Origin of the sequence: Candidatus Nitrosotalea sinensis (assembly GCF_900143675.1) — an archaeon.
In the GTDB taxonomy this organism is placed as follows: domain Archaea; phylum Thermoproteota; class Nitrososphaeria; order Nitrososphaerales; family Nitrosopumilaceae; genus Nitrosotalea; species Nitrosotalea sinensis.
Map to the genome: position 1 here is coordinate 15,671 of NZ_FRFC01000004.1, position 19,728 is coordinate 35,398.

Below are 19,728 nucleotides of genomic sequence, written 5' to 3' on the forward strand. Positions count from 1 at the left end.
TCCTTGATGACAAAAATGGGTAATGATTTTCCAAATTCGCCCAGGGTGCATGCTGATTGGGAGTTTGCACTTGTTGCCAAGTCTTCAAAAAAGGTCCAGAATACAAAAAAATTCCGTCTTGTTGCAATCGCACTCTCAAATGAACACAAGGCACATGTTGGGATAATCATACCTGAGCTGAGCAGCGAATATGTCGAGCTTCCAAGTCTTGTGTACAAATTTTTGTCGCAACTTGAGCATGATAATACCATGTCTAGCATGTCAAAGCTAGAATTTACCGGGACTGTTTATCTGTATACGGACAAGTTGCTTGTATCTGAAGATTCTATAAAAAAACACTTTGAAAAAGATAACATGCTAGTACAATTCAAAGTGGAAAAACAAAACCCCTTCATGTAGTTGCTGTATTGTATTTTACAGGATTGCTTTCGCTTATGAAACTATTGAATTGGTGACAAGTGAAATGCCTGTCTTTAGGCTCATTTGGGCTGATGTAGAAATAATATCTCCGTAAAATGGTGACATGAACATTATCATCCACGCTGCAAATATTCTGCACCAGGGTCTCATGAATTAGTATGGGTTTTTTATTTATAATAATTTGCGCAGCTTTGTTACTGAACAATGTTAGTGCATTTCTTACAAAATAATATCAATAAAATATTATAACAAAAAGAAGGAATTTTTCTGGAGTTATACGCGTAATCCGCTAGACAAGTCTTGGCTGTCTGATGTTGGATTTGTATTTCCAGACTGGGTTGAATTTCCAGAAGGATACATGCCTCTCATGTTACCTTTGTGAAATCCATGCTTCATTCCTCCATGACCCATTCCAAACATTCCTCCAAATTGCATTTGATGACCTGGTGATGTATACAAGACAGTGTTATTTGATGGATCAACTATCACCATGTATGACATGCTCTTGTCATCTATTACATTGAAGGCATAGACCACATATCCTTGCATGACTGTCAATCTTCCACTGATTGTCTTACCATTTGTCACTGCAGCTGCTGCGGTATCTGCGGCTGTAGAGAATTTGGTAGACACGTTAGACATGATTGTCTGCTGAAGGTTGATGGAGCCTTGAATGTGTGGTGACTGTGTTTGAGTTGGTTGTTGGGTTGAAGCAGAATCGGCATATGCTGCAGACAATCCTATTGTAGCAGTTATTGCTACACCTAGAATTATTGCAAATAGGCTACGATTTCTGGTCAAGTCTTTTGCGTTCATGCACCTACTACTGGATTGATTTTATAAAGAATTACGCCACATTGTTCAGTAACATTGTTAGTTGTAGAAATTGCATTTACATCCCTAGATAACGACTAAATATTAGACACAAAGAGGTGCTTTTATGGAAGTAATTCCCAGTGGCCGTCTTGAACTCTTGTCTGAGATGGAAGAAAAATATGAAAAAAAGGACAAGCAGTATTTTGTCAAATTGCTAGATGACAAGGATTTTGTAATTAGATGCAGAGCAGTCTGCATTCTTGTAGATATGGGTGGAGAAGATGTTGTACCGCATGTGGCAAATGTGCTAAAAAATGACTCTAATGAATTGGTCAGACATGAAGCTGCATTTTCTCTTGGGCAGATGTGTCTTAGAAGTGGAATCAAACCCCTTGAAGATGCAACACGAAATGACCCTAGCTTGTTTGTAAGACATGAGGCAGCAGTTGCACTTGGAGTGATTGGCTCACAGGATGCAAAGGAGACACTTCAAAAAGCATTGGAAGATTCAAGTGAACAAGTGCGAGATTCTGCAGTAGTGGCATTGTCTAACTTGAAATTCATGGAAAGCATGTGCAAAAATGATAGGTTTGCCAAGCTAACTGGCGGCTAGAGAGGAGTAACCAAAGTTCCGTCAGGTGTTGACTTGAATTCATAAATTGTGTCAATATTGGAATTTTCAAATATTTCAGAATCATGTGTTATTATGATGAATTGGGATATTGCATCAATGTTTGATTCAAATGCTTGTGATAACACACTTACAAGTGATTTTCTTCTTTCTTGATCAAGATGGGTTGTTGGTTCATCAAGTATTATGAAATTCAAGTTAGATGATCCCATGAGATGCGCCATGCCTAATCGTAATGCAAGTGCAATACTTACCTTCTCGCCTCCGCTCAATGATTCTAAATCAAGTTCAGAATTTCCAGAATGACATGTTATTACAATGTCTCGTGCTTTATCCTCTAGTGATATTCTTTGTATCTTTACATTAAATGTTGTAAGGTATTCTGAAGCTTTTTGAGATATGGTTCCAAGTGCCCATGATCGAAGACTAGTAGCAACAGGACCATCTCTATTGTATATTTGATTTCTTATTGTTTCAAGGGTTGTAATGTATTGTTTTGCGTCTTGTAATTCTGCAATTGCATTTGAGATTTGAGCAGTTTCATCTTTGTATAATCTCAGTTTTGCATCCACTGATCCAATTTCTCGTTCTATTGTGCCAATGGATCCACGTTGTTGTTCTAATCTTAATTTTAATTCCCTGAACTTGTCAGAATCAAACCCTTTAGTCTCTTCAATCAATGCTGATATTGTTTTTATCAAATCTGAGGAATAATCATCAATTGCGTACTGGAGGATGTTTGTAATGTTTAATTCAAGCGGTATGTTTTTTGTACTTGTTTCAATAGACTCTATTTCCTTACTGAGGATGGATAAATCGTCTTGATCCTTTATTTTGTGAAGTGCCAGAATTCCTTCTGCTTTTGTAATTTGTATCCATTTTTGATCAAGTTCTCTTTTCTTGCTTTGCAGCAAATTCTCTTCTTTTGTTAACATGTCTGTCTTATTTTTTAGCACTGTCAGTTCTGATTTGAGGTGTCCTTCTTCAAAGAGTGGGTTGAGTTTGTCTACCTTTGAATCGCATACTGGACATTTGCCATCTATTAGGTGAAGCCTGTTTGCAATCTCCTGCTGACCTCTGATCATTGCAATTTTTTCTCCGGCTTCTTTTGTCTGTCCTCGAATCCTGTCAATGTCTGCTTGTATATTTTTCATTTCTTGCTCTATGTGAGGTTTAACTGATGTAATGGAAAGACTGTTTGTACACTCTGCTAACCTTCTCTTTTTTTCGTCCACTTCTCTTTTCTTTGTCGTTATGAAATTTTTCAGGTATTTTACAAGATCATCTTTTTTGTTAACTATTTCTTTTATTTTGAGTTCTTTTGGTGTTTCTATTTCAATCTCTTGTTGTAATAAAAGAAACTTTTGTTCTTGTATTATTCTGTCATCTTCAAGTTTTTTCTTTTGTGGTTCTAGCATTGTTATTTCTTTTTGAATGTGTTCAATCCTGTTTTGTAATGTAAGAATATCGGTGTCATCATGACCAATCTTTGTTTTCACTGTCAATCTGAAATTATCTATTGTCTTTCGCATTGATTCGTAAGCAATATCCAGTTTGTCTATTCCAATTATTGCGTTTACAAGCTCTTTGAATTTTTTAGGATCTGCTTCAATTATTGTTTGAAGTTCTCCCTGCTGAACGATTGATGCAACCTTTAGTTTCTCAAAATCAAGGCCTACAAGTGATTCTATTGTTTTTGTCATAGATTCTCCAAATTGTTTTCTCTCTCCTGCAGCAAGTGAAATTATCTGGCCGTCTTTTTTTTCATTTAGTACTGCTCCTACTGTTCCTTTGGAGTCTATCTTTCTGATTGCTTCAAATTGCCTGTCCCCGATGGAGAATTCCACCTTTGCATATGATTGGTTATCTCCTCGTCGGAGTAATCCTTTTGTAGATTTGCGCAAATGTTCTCCAAACAACGCAAATGTAATTGCATCAATTATGCTTGATTTTCCTGCTCCATTTGGTCCTACAAATACTGTCACACCTTTCTCAAAGGTTAATTTTGTATTCTTGTGAGACAGAAAGTTCTCAAGCTCAACTGATTGTAACATTTCTTGCTCCTTTTTTGAATTTCTCAAAATTTTCTATTACTGCTTGACTTGATTCATCTGCGTTACCTTTTGACAAAAGAGGTAAAAGTTCGTTTATTGCAAAATTTGCCATCTCTGTAGAGCCAAGTATTTCTTTTGCAATTCTCTGCATCTCTTCTTCTATCTTAAGAGGTTTGTCGATAAAGACAGAGCCACTTGCTTGTTCTTGAGATATGTGCTTCCAAAAACAACGTAGTGTAATCTCTGTTAGTCTAGCTACTTGTGATTGAATTATTCCAGGCTCTGTCATCTTACCTGTTATCTTTAATTCAACCACGGGTTTTCTTGTCAAAGTTCGTATCTTTTCCATAAGCATGTTTACATCATTTGAAATGGAATCAATCGAGGTTTTAATGGAAAGTTGTGTGCGTATGTCAAGTTTTATCCATGTTGGAGACGCTTCTTTTGTTGAAATATCTACCTGATAGAATCCCTTCTCTGTTTCTTTAATCCCTTCACTTGATGTAAGCTCAATTGATCCTGGATATGCAAGAGGACCTCCAAGATGAGAAAATTGTCTTAGCTCATGCTCATGAAGATGACCCATTGCATAATATGTAAAATTTTTTGGAAGATCAGACGAGTTCAACTCCCCTGCAAATTTGTTTACTTCTGTTATTCCTTGATGTAGTACCAGTATCTTATGTCCTTGGTGTTTTTTGGCTTCTGCATCAATTCGTGCAAGTTCTGGCTCAAAGCTTTCGCTCTCTGCCTTTCTGCGCTTGTCGAATCCTGCGATTAATACATCCTTGTGAAAGATTGGATTTCCATCTCCAATGTATTTTGAAAAACCCAAGTTGTGATACACAAATGGCACAGGTGTTGACCTTATTCTGCTGATGTCGTGCTCTCCAAGTATAAAATAAGAATCAATATTATTTTTCTTCAAACGTCTTAATGCATTAGCAAGTACTAGTATTGCTTTTCCACTTGGGTTGGGAACGTGAAATATGTCTCCTGCCAGTAGAACAAAGTCTACGTGATCTTTTATCGATGTATCAATTGCCTGGTCAAATGCAGTGTATACATCGTTTTCACGTTCTTCTGAATGGTACTGAACAAAACCTAGATGAGTGTCAGAGATGTGAGAAAAGATCATCTTAATCAAGCAAAAGATCTTTTTGGATCATAGATTTTGTTGATTCTTTTGCAATCTCTTTGAACTTGTCTGTCTGGCTCCATTCTGATACTGCATTAAGGTCTGAGCCTGATTTCTTACTTTTTACTTCGTCTACATGTACAATTGAGGGGAGATTAACCCATTGTCCAATCAACACTGCATCACCAATATTTAGAGATGATAATTGTGAAAGTAGGTCTTTACTCAACGATTCTGCGGCCGATGCAATCTGCTGTTGATCATCGTCTTGCACTATCTTCATTATTGCAAGTGATCCCATCTGACTCAATACGTTGGGATCGATATTTCTAGGTCTCTGGGAAACCACCCCTAGACCAATTCCAAATTTGCGTCCCTCTCTTGCCACTTTTGATGCCCAGTATTTTGTGTCAGTGTGCTCTCCTTTTGGAATGAAGACATGAGCTTCTTCTATTATTACAAAAACAGGGGCAAGAAACTTGTTACTTTTCTTAGTGGATGATTTTCCTTTCTTTTCCCATACTGCATTTTTTCTATGTTGCAATAATTCCTGTAAATAATATGCAAGGCCTGCATTTGCCTGTCTTTCGCTAAGCTCTGATATGTTTAACACATTTACCCGGCCTTCTTTGATGAGCTCTACCGGGTCTCCACAGTCTGGGTCCAGTATGTCTGAGAATCGGTGTTTTGCATCATCTATCTTGTCCAAGACTCGACTTGCGCTGTCTGCATAACCTTTTGTCATGTGACCAAAAGATCTAGTACTTTCTTCAAGTGCTTGCCAAAAGTCCTTTGACTGCTTGACTGATTCTGTAAATGATTCTCGCAAGGCCCTTTGCTGCTTGTCTGCATTTTCTCTTAGTTCTATGACCTCTGCAAGCTTGTCTGCAGGCAAAAGTCTTGGATTTATTTTTGCCATCATATAGTTCATCTTGGGCACATCAAGATTTTCATAATCATTGTGGTAATCAAAAATAATCAGTGTACCGTTTAATGACGCTACATGCCTTGCAATAAGTGATACCAAATTACTTTTTCCCATTCCTGTCATTGCAAGTATTGCTAGATGTCTTGAGACTATTTTGTTGATGTTTATCCTGGCCTCAATGCTAGAATTTCTCAAAAGAGAACCAATCCTAATCCATTCTTCTGATGATGGGCCAAATATTACTCCTAGATCCTTTTGTGTTGCCTCTAAAATTGAGGTTCCTGGAAGGGGAGGTACTGCAGGGAGAATCATCTGACCTCTTTGCAGTTTGTCCAAGAATCCTAATATTCCGATTTTCACCTTGTAGTTCTTGTCTCTTGAATTAAGGTCTGCAACTTCTTTGCTCTCAACTGCCTCATCAAAATTTCTAACATCTGTTAATGCCTCACTTGAAATTATTGATTTTTCAACAAGACCTAAAATTTTTCCATCTTGTGAATCAATTATGACATACTCTCCAACCGATAGTGGTTTTGATGACTGGACTGTAACATCTGTAGGTCTTGATTCTCCTATCACTACACCTATTGTCAATTCAATACCTCTCTTGAACCAATTTCATTTCCAAGTCCATATAGACTAACCAATCTTGAAAGATCAGAATTAGTTATCTTGCAGTTTTCATGTGCAAGTTTTAATGAATATGGGTATCCGCCCACACTATTCTTTGTAATCATGTCTAGTAAATTCTTTATTTCTGATTCTTGATGATCAGAACCCAAGAGTTCTATTTTGATAAGTGGCGTAGAGTCTCTTAGTCTTGCATAGACATATGTTACTACCTTTCCTGGTCCAAGACTAGGGTCTGTAAAGATCTTGCTAAATCCTGGTGTCTTGGCGGCATGATTGTAATAAAAAATGTCTCCTGCTACTGAGCCTAATTTTTCAAACTGTTTTCTTGCAGATGATGTCTTTGATATGAAAATCACATTGTTATTCTTTTTAATTGCAGATGTGATAGAGCCTCCAAGCGAGGCCTGTCTTGTAAGAAATTGTGAATACAAAGAACCATCCATTGCAACAAGGTCTGCCTTTTCTACTGAATTAACACATGCTTCTACTTCCATCTTACTTGCCTGTGTCTCAAGTTCTGGTGATGGTTGTCCTAGGCCTTGATTGTGCTCTTCGTATATTATCTGGCCATCTGATTTTACTGCGACTCCTGAGACTACCCACAATTCTAATCCTTGAAACTTGGTACTATTGTAACTACTGTCAATCCCTGCAATTTGAGAGTCTTTTTTTTGAGGTGTATACTCGATCCAGTTATTTTTTGCCTTTTCTATTATTTGATTGAATTTTTCTCCTTTAAAGATGGATCTTGCCTCGTCTCTTTTTTTTATAGCATCACGATATACGGTATTTAGCATAGAACACCTTTGTCTGAGTAGATAAAATGTTTCTCGTTTGAAATAGGTTTGTCCCCAAGCTAATGTAGATTTGACATTAAAACAAGTTAAATCACAGTTTGGTATATTGATAATGACGATGTTTGAGAATGAAAAAACATACGGAAGATTTGCGGAAAATAATTCTATTGATGAATTTCACAAGAAATTTGATGACTCGGTAACTCGTATCCAGAAAGATTTTGGACAAAACTATCCCATGATTATTGGCGGAAAAGAGATCTTTTCTAATGACATTTTTGAAGTCCGTTCTCCTGCTGACAGAAATTTGATCCTTGGACGATTCCCGCTCGCTACAAAGGAAGATACCTTGCATGCAATAGAGACTGCCAGAGATTCGTTTTTCAAGTGGGCCTTAGTGCCTTATGAAACAAGAGTTAGAATATTCAGAGAGGTTGCAGACATTTTCTCTCAAAACAAGTTTGATCTTGCAGCAATCCTGAGTTTTGAAAACGGAAAAAACAGACTTGAAGCAATGGGAGATCTTGACGAGTCAATAGACTTTATGAGATTTTATGCAGAACAACTTGAAATCAACCAGGGATTCTCAAAGCAGACAAAAAGTGCTACATCAAATGAAAATACAAAGAGCGTGCTAAAACCGTATGGCGTCTGGGGAATAATATCTCCATTCAATTTTCCATCTGCAATTGCAATAGGGATGACATCTGGAGCGCTGATAACCGGAAATACTGTTGTCCTAAAACCGTCAAGTGATGCGCCAATTTCTGCATTCAAGTTTGTAGAGTCAATATATCACAAACTGCCTCCTGCTGCAATAAACTTTGTAACAGGTTCTGGCAGTATAGTCGGAAAGACAATTCTCTCAAGTGACATCATTGAAGGAATTGCATTTACAGGCTCTAAACAGGTAGGCATGTCTGGATATTCTACAGTCACATCTCACAGGCCAAGGCCATTTATCTCAGAGATGGGAGGGAAAAACCCAGCCATAGTCTCAGCATCATCTGATATTGAGAAAGCAACAGACGGTGTAATGCGCGCAGCCTTTGGATATAGCGGACAAAAATGTAGCGCATGCTCACGTGTCTATGTCCACAAGTCCATTGCGCCAAAATTCCTAGATATGCTTGTTGCAAAGACTCGGGCGCTCAAAGTTGGAAAACCATGGGAGAAAGACTCGTACATTGGACCTGTCATAAATGCGGATGCTGTACAAAAATTCCAAAATGCATCTAATATTGCAAAAAAAGATGGCAAGATACTGTGCGGTGGAGACCTTGTACCTGATGCATCATGCAAGGATGGCAACTTTGTCATGCCAACAATTGTGGCAGGCCTTCCAAAAGATCATGAACTAATCCGAGAGGAATTATTTTTGCCGTTTCTTTGCGTTGAGGAGTTTGACAACTTTGATGAAGCAATCTCTCTTGCAAACAAGAGCAACTATGGTCTTACTGCCGGAGTCTTTAGCCAGGACAGGACCGAGATTGAAAAATTCTTTGAAAAAATTGAGGCAGGTGTCACGTATGCAAATAGAGCAGCCAGTGCTACTACTGGAGCAATGGTTGGGGCACAACCATTTGTTGGATGGAAAGATTCTGGAATCTCTGGCAAGGGAGCAGGAGGCGCATACTATTTACTACAATTCTTGCGAGAGCAAACTCAAACACGATGCGAGTGAATAAACGAACTACCAAGCAACAATATGTTTCGCTTTCTTTCCTTTAGTCGTCGTATGGAATATGGGAGCCAGTTTGTTCCATATGGAATGTATTCTGCAACTGCAAAGCCATCTTTTACCAAAGTGGGTTTTAACTCATCGCGTATCCCTTTTAGCATCTGAAACTCAAACTTGCGCTCATGCTTTCTTGATAGATTAATTGCCATCTTGATTAGCTTTGAATCATGGGTGGCTATTGCAAATTCATTTGCATCATCAAACAGCCTTTTCATGAGTTTTTTGTAATTTTCATCAACATCATGTCTTGTCCTGTATGCATTTTTTGGACTCTCATGATACGCACCCTTGACTAGCCTTATCTTGGCTCCCTTTCTTAGGAGCATCTCAAGGTCTTTTTGAGTCCGCTTGAGGTTTGCTTGTATAACAATACCTAATCTCTCATATTTTTCAAACAGTGAAAGGTAAATTGCAAACGTGTCACTTGTATACTCTGATGACTCCATGTCTATCCACACAAAAGCCAAGTCTTGCAATGCCTGCTCTATTATTGTCTCTAGATTCTTGCTGCATTCTTTTGTGCCTAGTGCAAGGCCTACCTGGGTTGGCTTGATTGAGAGTCCGCCAGTAACTTTTGCCTTTCTTAAATTAGATACTAGAGTAAGGTATTCGTCTACTGTCTGGTTTATCTTTGGTTTTGATACCATGTGCTCTCCAAGCTTGTTTAGTATGGCATTCATACCGTTCTTGTTTGCTTGGCGTGCAGATTGTAGAGCATCATCCATTGTATCACCTGCTATCCATTGTCTTGCTATCTTGAAGAGAACTTTCTCAACAAGAGGTGATTTTTCCATTTTTGTATCAATTCTGTATTGGAACATTTGTGTAATTCAATATTCTGGTAGGTATCCATGAATAACAGATTTAACAAGGAAGAATTTTTCTTAAATGTGATTGAAACGAGTAGGACTGCTTGGATGTGGAGCCATTGGTACAGAGATTGCACATGCCATAGATTCTGGCAAGATATCTGCAAAGCTCACACACATCTATGACTTTTCAAAAGAAAATTCAAAAAAACTTGTAGACTCGCTTACAGCAAAACCTATCATAACAGAAAATGTCGGACTACTTGCAGCATCACCTGTTGATATGATAATTGAAGCAGCTTCACAGGATGCTGTACGCGATGACATACTTACTATATTGCAAAACAGAAAAGATGTAATGATAATGAGTGTTGGTGCACTACTTGATGAATCCATCTTGGATATAGTACTTGATGGATGCGAACACTTTAACAAAAAAGTCTATCTTCCATCTGGTGCCATTGTAGGACTTGATGGCATCCGTGCAGTACAGGACGAGCTTGACTCTGTCACACTTGTTACAACAAAGCATCCAAAGGCACTAAAAGGTGCCAAGTTCTTTGAAAGTTATAAGATAGACCCAGATAACATAACATCACCTACTGTATTGTACCAGGGAAGTGCTCAAGAAGCAGTAAGGCTGTTTCCTGCAAACATTAACGTCGCAGCCCTCTTGAGTCTTGCAGGGCTTGGCAGCCAAAAAACCCAGGTCAAGATAGTTGCAGATCCTAAAACCGATAAGAACACTCATGAAATCCAGGCAGAAGGCAAGTTTGGCAAATTTGCAATCAAGGTGGAAAATGTTCCTAGCCCCTCAAATCCAAAGACAAGCAGGCTTGCAACCCTTGCTGCAATAGAATGCTTGAAAAAAATCTGTGGCACGTCACTTAACATAGGAACGTAATGGTAAATCTTGCCACCTTATACGGCAGTTGCAATAAATTTGTCAACATCATGACGCTTTAAAGAAGAATCACTCCAAATTATACTGTAAAATGGATATCAAATCTGAGATACTCAAACTAAAAAAAGAAAAGGACGTTCTTATTCTTGCTCATAATTATCAACTTCCTGATGTCCAGGATGTAGCCGACTATGTCGGAGACTCGCTGGGCCTGTCACGACAAGCAGCCAAGACCACGCAAAAAACAATTCTGTTTTGTGGAGTGCATTTCATGGCCGAGACTGCAGCAATTACATGTCCTGACAAGACAGTGTTGATTCCAGACCTTGGTGCAGGATGCTCACTTGCAGATACCATCACTGCACCTGAGCTACGAAAATGGAAATTAGAACATCCAGGAGCAATTACTGTTGGATATGTCAACACTTCAGCAGAAGTAAAGGCCGAGCTTGATTATTGCTGCACTTCATCTAATGCTGTTAATGTAGTAAAATCAATTCCAAAGGAAAAAGAAGTCCTCTTTTTGCCTGATATGTTCTTGGGCTCTTATGTTGCCAAGATGACAAACAGAGACAACATGTTCATCTGGGCAGGAGAGTGTCATGTACATGCAGGTATTCGATCAAAGGACGTACAAGAAAAGCTAAACCAATTTGCAAATGCCGAGTTTCTTGTCCACCCAGAATGTAGTTGCACCTCATCTGTAATGTATGATGTGGCATCTGGAGATTATGGCTCAAGACAAGTCCAGGTATTGTCAACAGAAGGTATGATGACTCATGCCCAAAATTCCTCATCAAAGCAATTTGTTGTTGCTACAGAGACTGGAATATTGTACCGAATGCAAAAACAAAACCCGGACAAGCAATTCATACCAATGTCTGAAAACGCAGTATGCAAGTACATGAAGATGATTACACCTGAAAAAGTACTATCATCACTCCAAGAAAACAAGTATCAAGTCAAAGTGCCAAGAAACATTGCAGAAAAGGCACATCTTGCAATAGACAGAATGCTTGCAATCAACTAACTTCTAAACTCAAATCAAGGCCTGTAACAGCACTTGTGAGTCTTCCAATTGATATCATGTCAACGCCAGCCTTGGCATACTTTGATACATTGGAATAATCAATCCCGCCTGATGCCTCTATCTTTACTTTATTTCTAAGATTCAATTCTTTTAATTTTGATATGACTTTTTTTATATCATTTGGCGCCATATTGTCAAGCATGATTATTGATGCTCCACACTTGACAGCAGTTATTGCATCCTCCAAGTTCTCAACTTCAACTTCGAATTTTTTGTATTTTCTTGCCGCACTTTTTACCAAATTTACAAAAGAGTCTGATGCTGCAATGTGATTGTCTTTAATCATGACCATCTGGTCAAGTGATATTCTATACTTGTGGCCTCCGCCTATCTCAACTGCATCCTTGTCAAAGATTCTAAGACCGGGAGCTGTCTTTCTTGTAGAGTACAAGGCAACCTTTGGATTTGCAGCACGAATCTTTTTTGCATACATGTTTGTCTGGGTTGCAATTCCGCTCATACGTGACATTAGATTTAGTGCCGTTCTCTCACAGGATAGTACTGCATACGCATACCCTGATACTGTGATTATTTTTTGATTCTCAGATACTTGTTGCCCATCTTTTTTGTGTATGGTAACTGAGCATCCGCGTGACCTGAAAATATATGCCGCATACTTGACTCCTGCAACGATACCTCTTTGTCTTGATATTATGGTACCAGTAATTTTTTTTCGCGGCAGTAATTTACTTGTGATGTCCCCTGAACCAATATCTTCAGCAAGAAATTTTTCTAGATAATTTTTTGCACTTTGCAACTTAGGTTACCTTGAGTGCATACTTGCCTTTCTCTTTTATTCCAAGAGATTTTGCAACAACAGAATTTTCTGGGTCTACAACAAGAACAGAACTTGACCAGTCCGGACTAAGATCTGATGACTTGCATATTGGACATACTTTACCCACTGTAACAAATTTGCATTTGCGACAAGCAAGCTCTCGTACCATTTCTTATCACTTGGTCTCCGATGCTTTTGCTTTTTCAGCGCCTGCTGATGGTGCCTTGGGTTTTTTTACCTCTGCTGCAGCTGCGGCAGCAGGATTCTTACTCTTTTTGATTTCTTCCTCAATCCATTCATCTGCACCAAGGAATGGCTGTCTGCAAGTAATACCGACTTTCATAGCTGCTGTCTTACCAATTGATACCGCAGTGATTCTTGCACGGAGTGTAGTGCCAATTTTCATTGTTCTTCCACTCTGGTTTGCCAAAATCATGCCGGACTTGACATCGCTCTTTAGATAATCATCCATTATTTGTGACAAGTGTAACAATGCATCTGTTGCACCAATTCTTACAAATGCACCAAAGTCTGTAATTTCTACAATCTCTCCTCGAACAATCTCTTGGAGTTTTGGTGAGAATGTTAATGCTGTAAATTCTACTCTGTGATAAGTTCCACCATCGCCTGCAATGACCTTACCCATCTTTTCGACCTTGGTCTCAAGTATCATGATGACATAACCCAATTCTGGATTTATCATACTCTCATATTTTTCACGCAAAATTGTAATTGCTGCCTTTTTGAGTGATTCACCAAATAGTTTAGGCGGTATTCTAACTACATCAGTAAGGGTAGATATAGAAAACATCCAAAAATGAACATTAAAATTGAATTTATGAATCTTTTGATGGCCAGACTGTTTTTTTCGTTTATGTTTAAATAGCGTATTTGAGATTTTTTATTTTATGGTAACAGTTGATCAAGTACTATCTACGCTTGGTACTGTCATCGATCCAGATCTCAAAAAAGATATCGTCTCAATGGGGATGATAAAAGATGTCGAGATAAATGGAAATGATCTCAAATTCACACTAGAGCTTACAACTCCTGCATGTCCTTTCAATGACCAAATTGAACAAGATGTAAGGGCTGCAATTGCAAAAATAAAAGATATCTCAAAATTTGATCTCAAAGTTACAGCCAAAGTCATGGAAGGACGATCACTTAGCATGGACGAGATGTTGCCGACTGTAAAAAACATCATCGGTGTTGCAAGTGGAAAAGGAGGAGTAGGAAAAACAACTGTCTCTGTTAACTTGGCACTTGCACTTGCACAGACTGGTGCCAAAGTTGGATTGCTTGACGCAGACATCTATGGACCAAGTGTACCGTTGATGCTTGGCATGGGAAAATCTGCAATGGAAGTTGACAATAATAAATTACAGCCTGCTGAATCACACGGACTCAAAGTTGTGTCATTTGGTTTCTTTGCAGACCAGGCACACCAGGCTGCAATATATCGTGGTCCTATAATATCTGGAATACTAAAACAATTTCTGGTTGATACCAACTGGTCTGATCTTGACTATCTAATTGTAGACTTGCCTCCGGGAACTGGTGACATTCCATTGACACTTGCACAAACCATTCCAATTACTGGTATTGTTGTAGTTACAACTCCGCAAGAAGTTGCAAGCAATATTGCAGTCAAGGCATTTGGCATGTTCCAAAAATTGAATATCCCAATAATGGGAGTAATAGAAAACATGAGCTACTTTGTATGTCCTAATTGTACTTCAAAGCATTACATCTTTGGAAAGGAAGGTGCCAAAAAGATGAGCGAGACACACAACCTGCCATTTTTGGGCGAGATTCCATTAAACCCTGGAATCATGGAAGGCTCTGACAGTGGCAAACCTGTTTTAGTAACTGACCCAAACTCTGTCTTGTCCCAGGCCTTTATGGTTGTGGCAAAAAATGTTGCTGCCAGATGCAGCATGCTTGCATCTCAACTAAGCGAAGAGATGAAAGCAGAGGTCGCAACTCAAAAATAGCTCAAAACAAAGGAAAGCTGTGCACTTACCAGAAAATCTTCGTTCTGAATTAAAAAAACCGCTTGGAGTCCTAATTCCTGATTTTCAAGTTACCAAGGCTGCTGTAAAAAGTTACATCTCAAAAGATGCATTTGTGATTACAGTCGGTGATGCAACAACTGACAAACTTGTCTCATACGGGATTAATCCTTCACTTCAAATTGTTGACTCGCTTGAAAAAAGAAACAAGCGGGACTTGCCTTTTGGATATGTCAAAACCATATTGCATTGCAAAAATCCTGCAGCACAAATTACTTCTGAAAGCATTGATGGTATCAAAAAAGCACTAGGTATGGCTCCACCTGTTCGACTTGTCATAGACGGGGAAGAAGACTTGCTTGTATTGCCTGCTGTGATATATTCCCCTGAAGGCTCTGTTGTTCTATATGGCCAGCCAAATGAAGGGCTTGTAATAGTTCAAGTAACAGAGGAGATAAAAAACAAGGCAAGAAAGATAATGGATATGATGAGTGGGGAATGAGGAGACGGTGGCTGTATGATATTGAATGATTAATCTAATGTAATTTCTGACCCTGCTTTACCAATGAAATGGTTGAAATAAAAAAATCCACCAGTGTCAAGATGATTTTTGACAAGATACATTAATTTTTCAAAATTTGAAAAATTCTATTACTGATGAAACTTGATTCTGAATTACGTTTTAGGATACTTGAAAAAGTTGGAGTATACTCGGCACGATTTAGTATACCAGAACCCAAGATATTACTTACAACAAAAGAAGTACTAGAGATGCCAAAAGAGATAACTCAAGGGAGGAGAACTTCGGCATACAAGTATCTTGGAGTGTCATACATCCAAGATAATGTCGTGTTTTTGAATGTAAGAAAAATCCAGGATGACAAGATGCTTGAAAATACCATAGTCCATGAGTTGATTCACATGAGGTTTCCATACCTGAGTCATGGCAGGAGATTTAACAAGATGGTGCGACGTGGTCTTGCAGGCTGGACATTCAAGCCATATGCCAAGAGACGCTAGGTCTTATTTTTCCTCTACCACTGTAGTCATGTCAAGCTTGTCTATTTGTGCCTCGATGGTCTGTTTCATGGATTCGCTGTGCTGGGTGCAAAACTTGAAAAATCCGTCAACTGTCTCAAAACAGCCGCATATCCACTTGGTCTGTATGTCTCCTTCAACTGTTAGCCTGTTGTAGCTTTTCTTCATGGTATCACTACCATATTTGAGGATAAAAAAGAGTTTTTAAAAATAATTAAAATCAAAAAAGAAAGATTAGATCTTACGGGCAGCCTTCCATTTTTTGGATGAAATAGCCTTTCTTTTGGATCTCGTTTGCAATTGGTTCTGGTGCACCCTGTGAATGGCAGAATTGACATTCTTCGGTTGAAACCTTTGAATCACCTTCACCTATGCTTTTTAGCCATTCTTTTGCATACTGGATTGCCATTTGGTGATCCTTTTTGCTTGTAATGACATCAAAGTGCATGGTGTGACCGTCTTTTGCATCTACGTATGTATCGTATACGTGTATTTCCATATCAGAAATTAGAAAAAAGGGATATTTAATCTAATTTGGATATATTTTTAACATGATGCGCAAAGCAAGGCTAGTCATTTCAGGTATTGCCATACCTGTAGATCTCGATGATACTAATGCGTCAACAACAATGAAAGAAATAATCAACATCATGCCCATATCTACTGTAATTCATGTCTGGGGAGAAGAGCTGTACACTGACGGTATCCCAATAGATGCAAAACTTGAAAATCCAAAATCACTTGTAAGTCCAATGGATGTTGCCTACTGGCCGCCTGGAAATGCACTATGTTTCTTTTTTGGACCTACGCCTCTAAGTCAGAATGGTGAGATCAAACCGTATTCTCCTGTCACGGTTATAGGAAAAATAAACCCCGAGATGCCTTTTCCAAAGATAGCAGACGGCTCAAAGGCAAAATTTGAGATTATTTCATAAAACCTTTTACGTTAGTTTGAATAATTAATGCCGTTGTGGAGCATTAAATCCGAGCTAAAATGCAAGGACTGTGACACTGTATTTACAGACAGAGATCACCTTGAAAGACACAAAAAGGTTCACAAAAAGTAGTTCGTGATTATATTTCAAAACATATCATGATACTTTCAAGGGAATCTGGACAATCCCTGAATTGTAAATATACGCCATGAACTTGTCTTCTATATTTGAGAATATCACCCAGGGTACATCATTTACCTCCATGTACTTTTTGTCAGTAGAAGATGGATATGGCTCAGATACTGGATGGGAGTGAAATATCCCACTTACATCAAGGTTCTTTTTCTCTGCTTGGCTGTATGCTGATATTAATTCATCATTTGATATTGTAAAATTCACTGGTGATTCCTCGATATTTTTTGCAAAGAAAATATCTTTTATTGTAGTGATATTGTTTTCTGTCTTTCCAAATAATATGGCACATGATTCATTTGGAGAATTTTTTTTAGAGTGCTCTGCAAGTAGTTTTATCTGACTTGATGATATCGCTATTTGTTTAATCATCCTACTGTTACTTTACCAGTCATCCATGGGTGGACTGTACAAAAGTATGGAGTTGTACCTTCTTTTGTAAATGCAAACTGGAAAGTCTTGCCTGGCTTGACTAGACCAGAATCAAACAATCCTCCTGGTGTGGAATCAGTTGGAGCGCCGCTTGTTACAGTGTGTGCTACACTGTCAGCATTTGTCCAGACTACGGTAGTTCCTGCCTTTACTGTAATCTCTTGAGGATCAAAGTATTTCTGACCTGTTGCTTGCTTTGATGCACCACTTGAGATGGTGACATTTGCAAACATTGGAGCAGTGATTTCTATCTTGCCTGTCATGAATGGATGAACTGTACACATGTAATTGTACTCCGTAGCATTAAGTTTTGATGTATCTAGTCTGAATGTATTTCCTGGTTTTATGATGCTTGAATCAAATATTGCCCCATCAGGTGCATTGGTAACTGTATGTGGCACCTTGTCATTGTTCTTCCATTCTATGATGTCCCCTTTTGGAACTGTGACCTCATTTGGAGTAAAGCTTGGATTTCCTTGCACTGATGCGTTTGCAGGAATCTCTATTGATATTACTGGAACATTTGATGTTGGCGCAGTAGAGTTTGTTGCATTCTGGCCTGCGGTTGGTAAATGGAATTGGGCACCTGGTCCAATGAATCCAAATGCTGTGTAAGAGCCAATTCCTACTATCATTGCTGCTACAAATATTGTAGCAACTGGCTTGAAGTACTTTGGCTTTTTCATTGAGAAGAATGCCAAAACTATGGTTGGAACTAGAATGATTATCAGTAATCCTGTAAAGACTGGCAATGATGTGACTATTTTATTTTGACCGATTGCATATGTTGCAACAGAGCCTGCTATACCAAAGATGACAAGCGTGGTTGCCTTGGCTCTTGGGCTTGTGGAAACTCCTCCACTTAGAATTCCTGCCGACAAAAATATCATTCCTACAAACATTGTAAGTCCTGAAAGGGCCTGCATTCCTGTAAGGAAAGTGTTTGCGATACCCAAATATGATAAAATTACTCCTGCCATTCCTATTGCAGTAAGTCCCATTCCTGGCATCATGAGGTCCCAGTCACTCATTTGTGGTTGTTCCATGAGGTGACATACTTAATTCTTTTGAACGTCGACGGCCAATCTTCGAAGAAATTAAATTCCCTGCAAAACCGCCAAGATCTGTGGGATTAAAGGAAATACTTGAAGTATCAAAACCTAGAATCATAGTTTTACTTGTAATCACTGCCATCACCTCGATGTACGCTGCAAGCATTTTGATCGCACACAAGCCACTTGATGGAATAACTTTGATTCATCTTATCATTGCAGGTGCATTGTCATCGGCTGGTTCCAGTGCACTAAACCACTATTACGACAGAGATATCGATCCACTGATGAAAAGAACAAGCACAAGACCAATTCCGTCTGGAAGAATATCTGCTCGCAGCGTCTTGATGTACGGGCTGGGAGTAAGTGCAATATCTGTAATTTATGCATGGTTTACATTAAATCCAGTATCTACATTTTTCATCGCACTTGGAATATTTTTCTATGTCATGGTGTATACTGTATGGCTCAAGCGCAACAACTGGACTAATATTGTCATAGGTGGATTTGCAGGAAACTGCGCATCGATGGCAGGATGGGCTGCAGCGACAGGCTCAATGGACCTTCTTGGAGTGCTCGTTGGAATGCTAGTCTTTGTATGGACTCCTTCCCACTTTTGGTGTCTTGCAATGAAGATACGGGACGACTATGCAGAAGCCAAGGTGCCAATGTTGCCTGTCTTGATTGGAATGCAAAAGACTTCAAAGTATATTTTGATAAATACAGCAATACTGCTGCCATATTCTATCTCACTTGTTGCATTTGGACTAGGCTATGTCTACCTCGGAGTGGCACTGGTATCAGGTGGCTTGATGTTGCTGTACCATTACAAGCTGACAAAGACTCCAACTTCTGACTTTGCATGGAAGGCATACAAGGTCACAGCCCCATATTTGACAATAATCTTTGTAGGAATTGCACTTGATGCAGCGTTTCACATTCCAATAATAAAATAAAAAGTTATTTTTAAAATTGCATGGTATTTTTTGAAAATTTGTCTGTGATGGAATTATTCTTCTATTTCTTGTTCTTGGTCAACGCCAGGAAATCCAGACTCGTACTCTCGCTCTAGGTTTTCCATGTTTTGCTTTTCTATTTCATCTTCACCTTCTTCTTTTTCTGCAATCTCTATCCTGCGGTCCTCTTTTGTCAGCCATGTAACCTTGATCAAGCCATAGATCTCTAGATTAAGTAATGTCTTGTTGAACTCGTCTTCCGGAATTGATATTCCTGCTTTTATGAGTGCTTTTGATAATTCAGAATCGGTAAGAGATCCTGCTATCTTGATTTTTTCATATACAATGTTTCTAAGTGGTATTGCCATA

Annotated in this window: 25 protein-coding genes; 10 read left to right on the top strand and 15 right to left on the bottom strand. The window is 38.7% G+C overall.

Going from position 1 to position 19,728, the window contains the following annotated elements; translation table 11 throughout:
* Positions 1-15 precede the first annotated feature (15 nt).
* Complete coding sequence (locus NSIN_RS05950; protein ID WP_133124088.1) at positions 16-399, top strand: hypothetical protein; 384 nt, start codon at positions 16-18, stop codon at positions 397-399.
* Positions 400-432: 33 nt separating this feature from the next.
* Here NSIN_RS05950 and NSIN_RS09505 read toward each other — a convergent pair whose 3' ends face one another.
* Both NSIN_RS09505 and NSIN_RS05955 read right to left on the bottom strand, forming a co-directional pair.
* Entirely contained in the window at positions 433-570 is a 138-nt protein-coding gene (locus tag NSIN_RS09505; RefSeq protein WP_165775266.1) for a hypothetical protein, read from the bottom strand.
* Between the two features lie 123 nt (positions 571-693).
* Positions 694-1,236 carry a hypothetical protein gene (locus tag NSIN_RS05955; RefSeq protein ID WP_101010144.1) on the bottom strand — a complete coding sequence of 181 codons (543 nt, stop codon included), beginning with the start codon at positions 1,234-1,236 and terminating at the stop codon, positions 694-696.
* Between the two features lie 124 nt (positions 1,237-1,360).
* Between NSIN_RS05955 and NSIN_RS05960 the strand changes: the two genes are divergently transcribed.
* Positions 1,361-1,849 carry a HEAT repeat domain-containing protein gene (locus NSIN_RS05960; protein ID WP_101010146.1) on the top strand — a complete coding sequence of 163 codons (489 nt, stop codon included), beginning with the start codon at positions 1,361-1,363 and terminating at the stop codon, positions 1,847-1,849.
* Here the strand turns inward: NSIN_RS05960 and NSIN_RS05965 are convergent.
* Genes NSIN_RS05965 through NSIN_RS05980 form a run of 4 tightly spaced genes read right to left on the bottom strand, consistent with a single transcriptional unit; the run spans position 1,846 to position 7,417 of the window.
* The gene (locus tag NSIN_RS05965; RefSeq protein WP_133124089.1) at positions 1,846-3,921 is read right to left on the bottom strand and encodes an AAA family ATPase; all 2,076 of its coding nucleotides are present in this window, start codon (positions 3,919-3,921) and stop codon (positions 1,846-1,848) included. The two genes, NSIN_RS05960 and NSIN_RS05965, sit on opposite strands and share 4 nt — an antisense overlap.
* On the bottom strand, positions 3,905-5,059 hold the full coding sequence (locus tag NSIN_RS05970; protein WP_101010582.1) for a metallophosphoesterase family protein: 1,155 nt from the start codon (positions 5,057-5,059) through the stop codon (positions 3,905-3,907). Before NSIN_RS05970 ends, NSIN_RS05965 begins: the two co-directional genes overlap by 17 nt.
* Position 5,060: 1 nt before the next feature.
* A complete protein-coding gene (locus NSIN_RS05975) occupies positions 5,061-6,581 on the bottom strand; it encodes an ATP-binding protein (protein ID WP_101010150.1) in 1,521 nt (506 codons plus the stop codon).
* Complete coding sequence (locus tag NSIN_RS05980; RefSeq protein WP_101010152.1) at positions 6,578-7,417, bottom strand: DNA double-strand break repair nuclease NurA; 840 nt, start codon at positions 7,415-7,417, stop codon at positions 6,578-6,580. The genes NSIN_RS05975 and NSIN_RS05980 overlap by 4 nt, the downstream gene beginning before the upstream one ends.
* Before the next feature lie 112 nt (positions 7,418-7,529).
* Between NSIN_RS05980 and NSIN_RS05985 the strand changes: the two genes are divergently transcribed.
* Complete coding sequence (locus tag NSIN_RS05985; RefSeq protein ID WP_101010154.1) at positions 7,530-9,101, top strand: aldehyde dehydrogenase family protein; 1,572 nt, start codon at positions 7,530-7,532, stop codon at positions 9,099-9,101.
* Here the strand turns inward: NSIN_RS05985 and NSIN_RS05990 are convergent.
* Positions 9,083-9,952, bottom strand: a complete 870-nt coding sequence (locus NSIN_RS05990; RefSeq protein WP_101010583.1) for a proline dehydrogenase family protein — start codon at positions 9,950-9,952, stop codon at positions 9,083-9,085. The genes NSIN_RS05985 and NSIN_RS05990 overlap by 19 nt on opposite strands.
* A 100-nt stretch (positions 9,953-10,052) precedes the next feature.
* On the opposite strand from NSIN_RS05990, the gene NSIN_RS05995 reads away from it, so the two are divergent.
* On the top strand, positions 10,053-10,871 hold the full coding sequence (locus tag NSIN_RS05995) for an aspartate dehydrogenase (RefSeq protein WP_101010156.1): 819 nt from the start codon (positions 10,053-10,055) through the stop codon (positions 10,869-10,871).
* A gap of 37 nt (positions 10,872-10,908) precedes the next feature.
* The gene (gene nadA / locus NSIN_RS06000; protein ID WP_281259600.1) at positions 10,909-11,901 is read left to right on the top strand and encodes a quinolinate synthase NadA; all 993 of its coding nucleotides are present in this window, start codon (positions 10,909-10,911) and stop codon (positions 11,899-11,901) included.
* Here the strand turns inward: nadA and nadC are convergent.
* From nadC to NSIN_RS06015, 3 genes are read right to left on the bottom strand one after another with little or no spacing between them, the layout of a single operon-like run.
* On the bottom strand, positions 11,894-12,718 hold the full coding sequence (nadC, locus tag NSIN_RS06005) for a carboxylating nicotinate-nucleotide diphosphorylase (RefSeq protein WP_101010161.1): 825 nt from the start codon (positions 12,716-12,718) through the stop codon (positions 11,894-11,896). The genes nadA and nadC overlap by 8 nt on opposite strands.
* A gap of 1 nt (position 12,719) precedes the next feature.
* Positions 12,720-12,908: a transcription elongation factor subunit Spt4 gene (gene spt4 / locus NSIN_RS06010; RefSeq protein ID WP_101010163.1), complete on the bottom strand. Its 189-nt coding sequence runs from the start codon at positions 12,906-12,908 to the stop codon at positions 12,720-12,722.
* 6 nt (positions 12,909-12,914) lie between these two features.
* On the bottom strand, positions 12,915-13,550 hold the full coding sequence (locus NSIN_RS06015) for a DNA-directed RNA polymerase (RefSeq protein ID WP_101010166.1): 636 nt from the start codon (positions 13,548-13,550) through the stop codon (positions 12,915-12,917).
* 97 nt (positions 13,551-13,647) lie between these two features.
* On the opposite strand from NSIN_RS06015, the gene NSIN_RS06020 reads away from it, so the two are divergent.
* The 3 genes from NSIN_RS06020 (at position 13,648) to NSIN_RS06030 (ending at position 15,774) form a co-directional block, all read left to right on the top strand.
* Positions 13,648-14,736: an Mrp/NBP35 family ATP-binding protein gene (locus tag NSIN_RS06020; protein WP_101010168.1), complete on the top strand. Its 1,089-nt coding sequence runs from the start codon at positions 13,648-13,650 to the stop codon at positions 14,734-14,736.
* 19 nt (positions 14,737-14,755) lie between these two features.
* On the top strand, positions 14,756-15,256 hold the full coding sequence (locus tag NSIN_RS06025; protein ID WP_101010171.1) for a GTP-dependent dephospho-CoA kinase family protein: 501 nt from the start codon (positions 14,756-14,758) through the stop codon (positions 15,254-15,256).
* 155 nt (positions 15,257-15,411) lie between these two features.
* Positions 15,412-15,774 (top strand): hypothetical protein, encoded by a 363-nt coding sequence (locus tag NSIN_RS06030; RefSeq protein ID WP_101010173.1) that lies wholly within the window; start codon positions 15,412-15,414, stop codon positions 15,772-15,774.
* A gap of 3 nt (positions 15,775-15,777) precedes the next feature.
* Here the strand turns inward: NSIN_RS06030 and NSIN_RS06035 are convergent, their stop codons facing one another.
* Together NSIN_RS06035 and NSIN_RS06040 are read right to left on the bottom strand one after the other, a co-directional pair.
* Positions 15,778-15,960: a hypothetical protein gene (locus tag NSIN_RS06035; protein ID WP_101010175.1), complete on the bottom strand. Its 183-nt coding sequence runs from the start codon at positions 15,958-15,960 to the stop codon at positions 15,778-15,780.
* Positions 15,961-16,033: 73 nt separating this feature from the next.
* Positions 16,034-16,291: a DUF2024 family protein gene (locus tag NSIN_RS06040; protein WP_101010177.1), complete on the bottom strand. Its 258-nt coding sequence runs from the start codon at positions 16,289-16,291 to the stop codon at positions 16,034-16,036.
* Between the two features lie 52 nt (positions 16,292-16,343).
* Here NSIN_RS06040 and NSIN_RS06045 point away from each other — a divergent pair, with 52 nt between their 5' ends.
* Positions 16,344-16,727 carry a cyclophilin-like family protein gene (locus tag NSIN_RS06045; RefSeq protein ID WP_101010179.1) on the top strand — a complete coding sequence of 128 codons (384 nt, stop codon included), beginning with the start codon at positions 16,344-16,346 and terminating at the stop codon, positions 16,725-16,727.
* 156 nt (positions 16,728-16,883) lie between these two features.
* Here NSIN_RS06045 and NSIN_RS06055 read toward each other — a convergent pair whose 3' ends face one another.
* Entirely contained in the window at positions 16,884-17,291 is a 408-nt protein-coding gene (locus tag NSIN_RS06055; RefSeq protein ID WP_320410674.1) for a M67 family metallopeptidase, read from the bottom strand.
* Entirely contained in the window at positions 17,288-18,382 is a 1,095-nt protein-coding gene (locus tag NSIN_RS06060; RefSeq protein ID WP_101010584.1) for a cupredoxin domain-containing protein, read from the bottom strand. Before NSIN_RS06060 ends, NSIN_RS06055 begins: the two co-directional genes overlap by 4 nt.
* A gap of 95 nt (positions 18,383-18,477) precedes the next feature.
* Between NSIN_RS06060 and NSIN_RS06065 the strand changes: the two genes are divergently transcribed.
* Positions 18,478-19,359 carry a heme o synthase gene (locus tag NSIN_RS06065; RefSeq protein ID WP_101010181.1) on the top strand — a complete coding sequence of 294 codons (882 nt, stop codon included), beginning with the start codon at positions 18,478-18,480 and terminating at the stop codon, positions 19,357-19,359.
* Between the two features lie 53 nt (positions 19,360-19,412).
* Here NSIN_RS06065 and NSIN_RS06070 read toward each other — a convergent pair whose 3' ends face one another.
* Entirely contained in the window at positions 19,413-19,727 is a 315-nt protein-coding gene (locus NSIN_RS06070) for a hypothetical protein (RefSeq protein WP_101010183.1), read from the bottom strand.
* Between the last annotated feature and the right edge of the window lies 1 nt (position 19,728).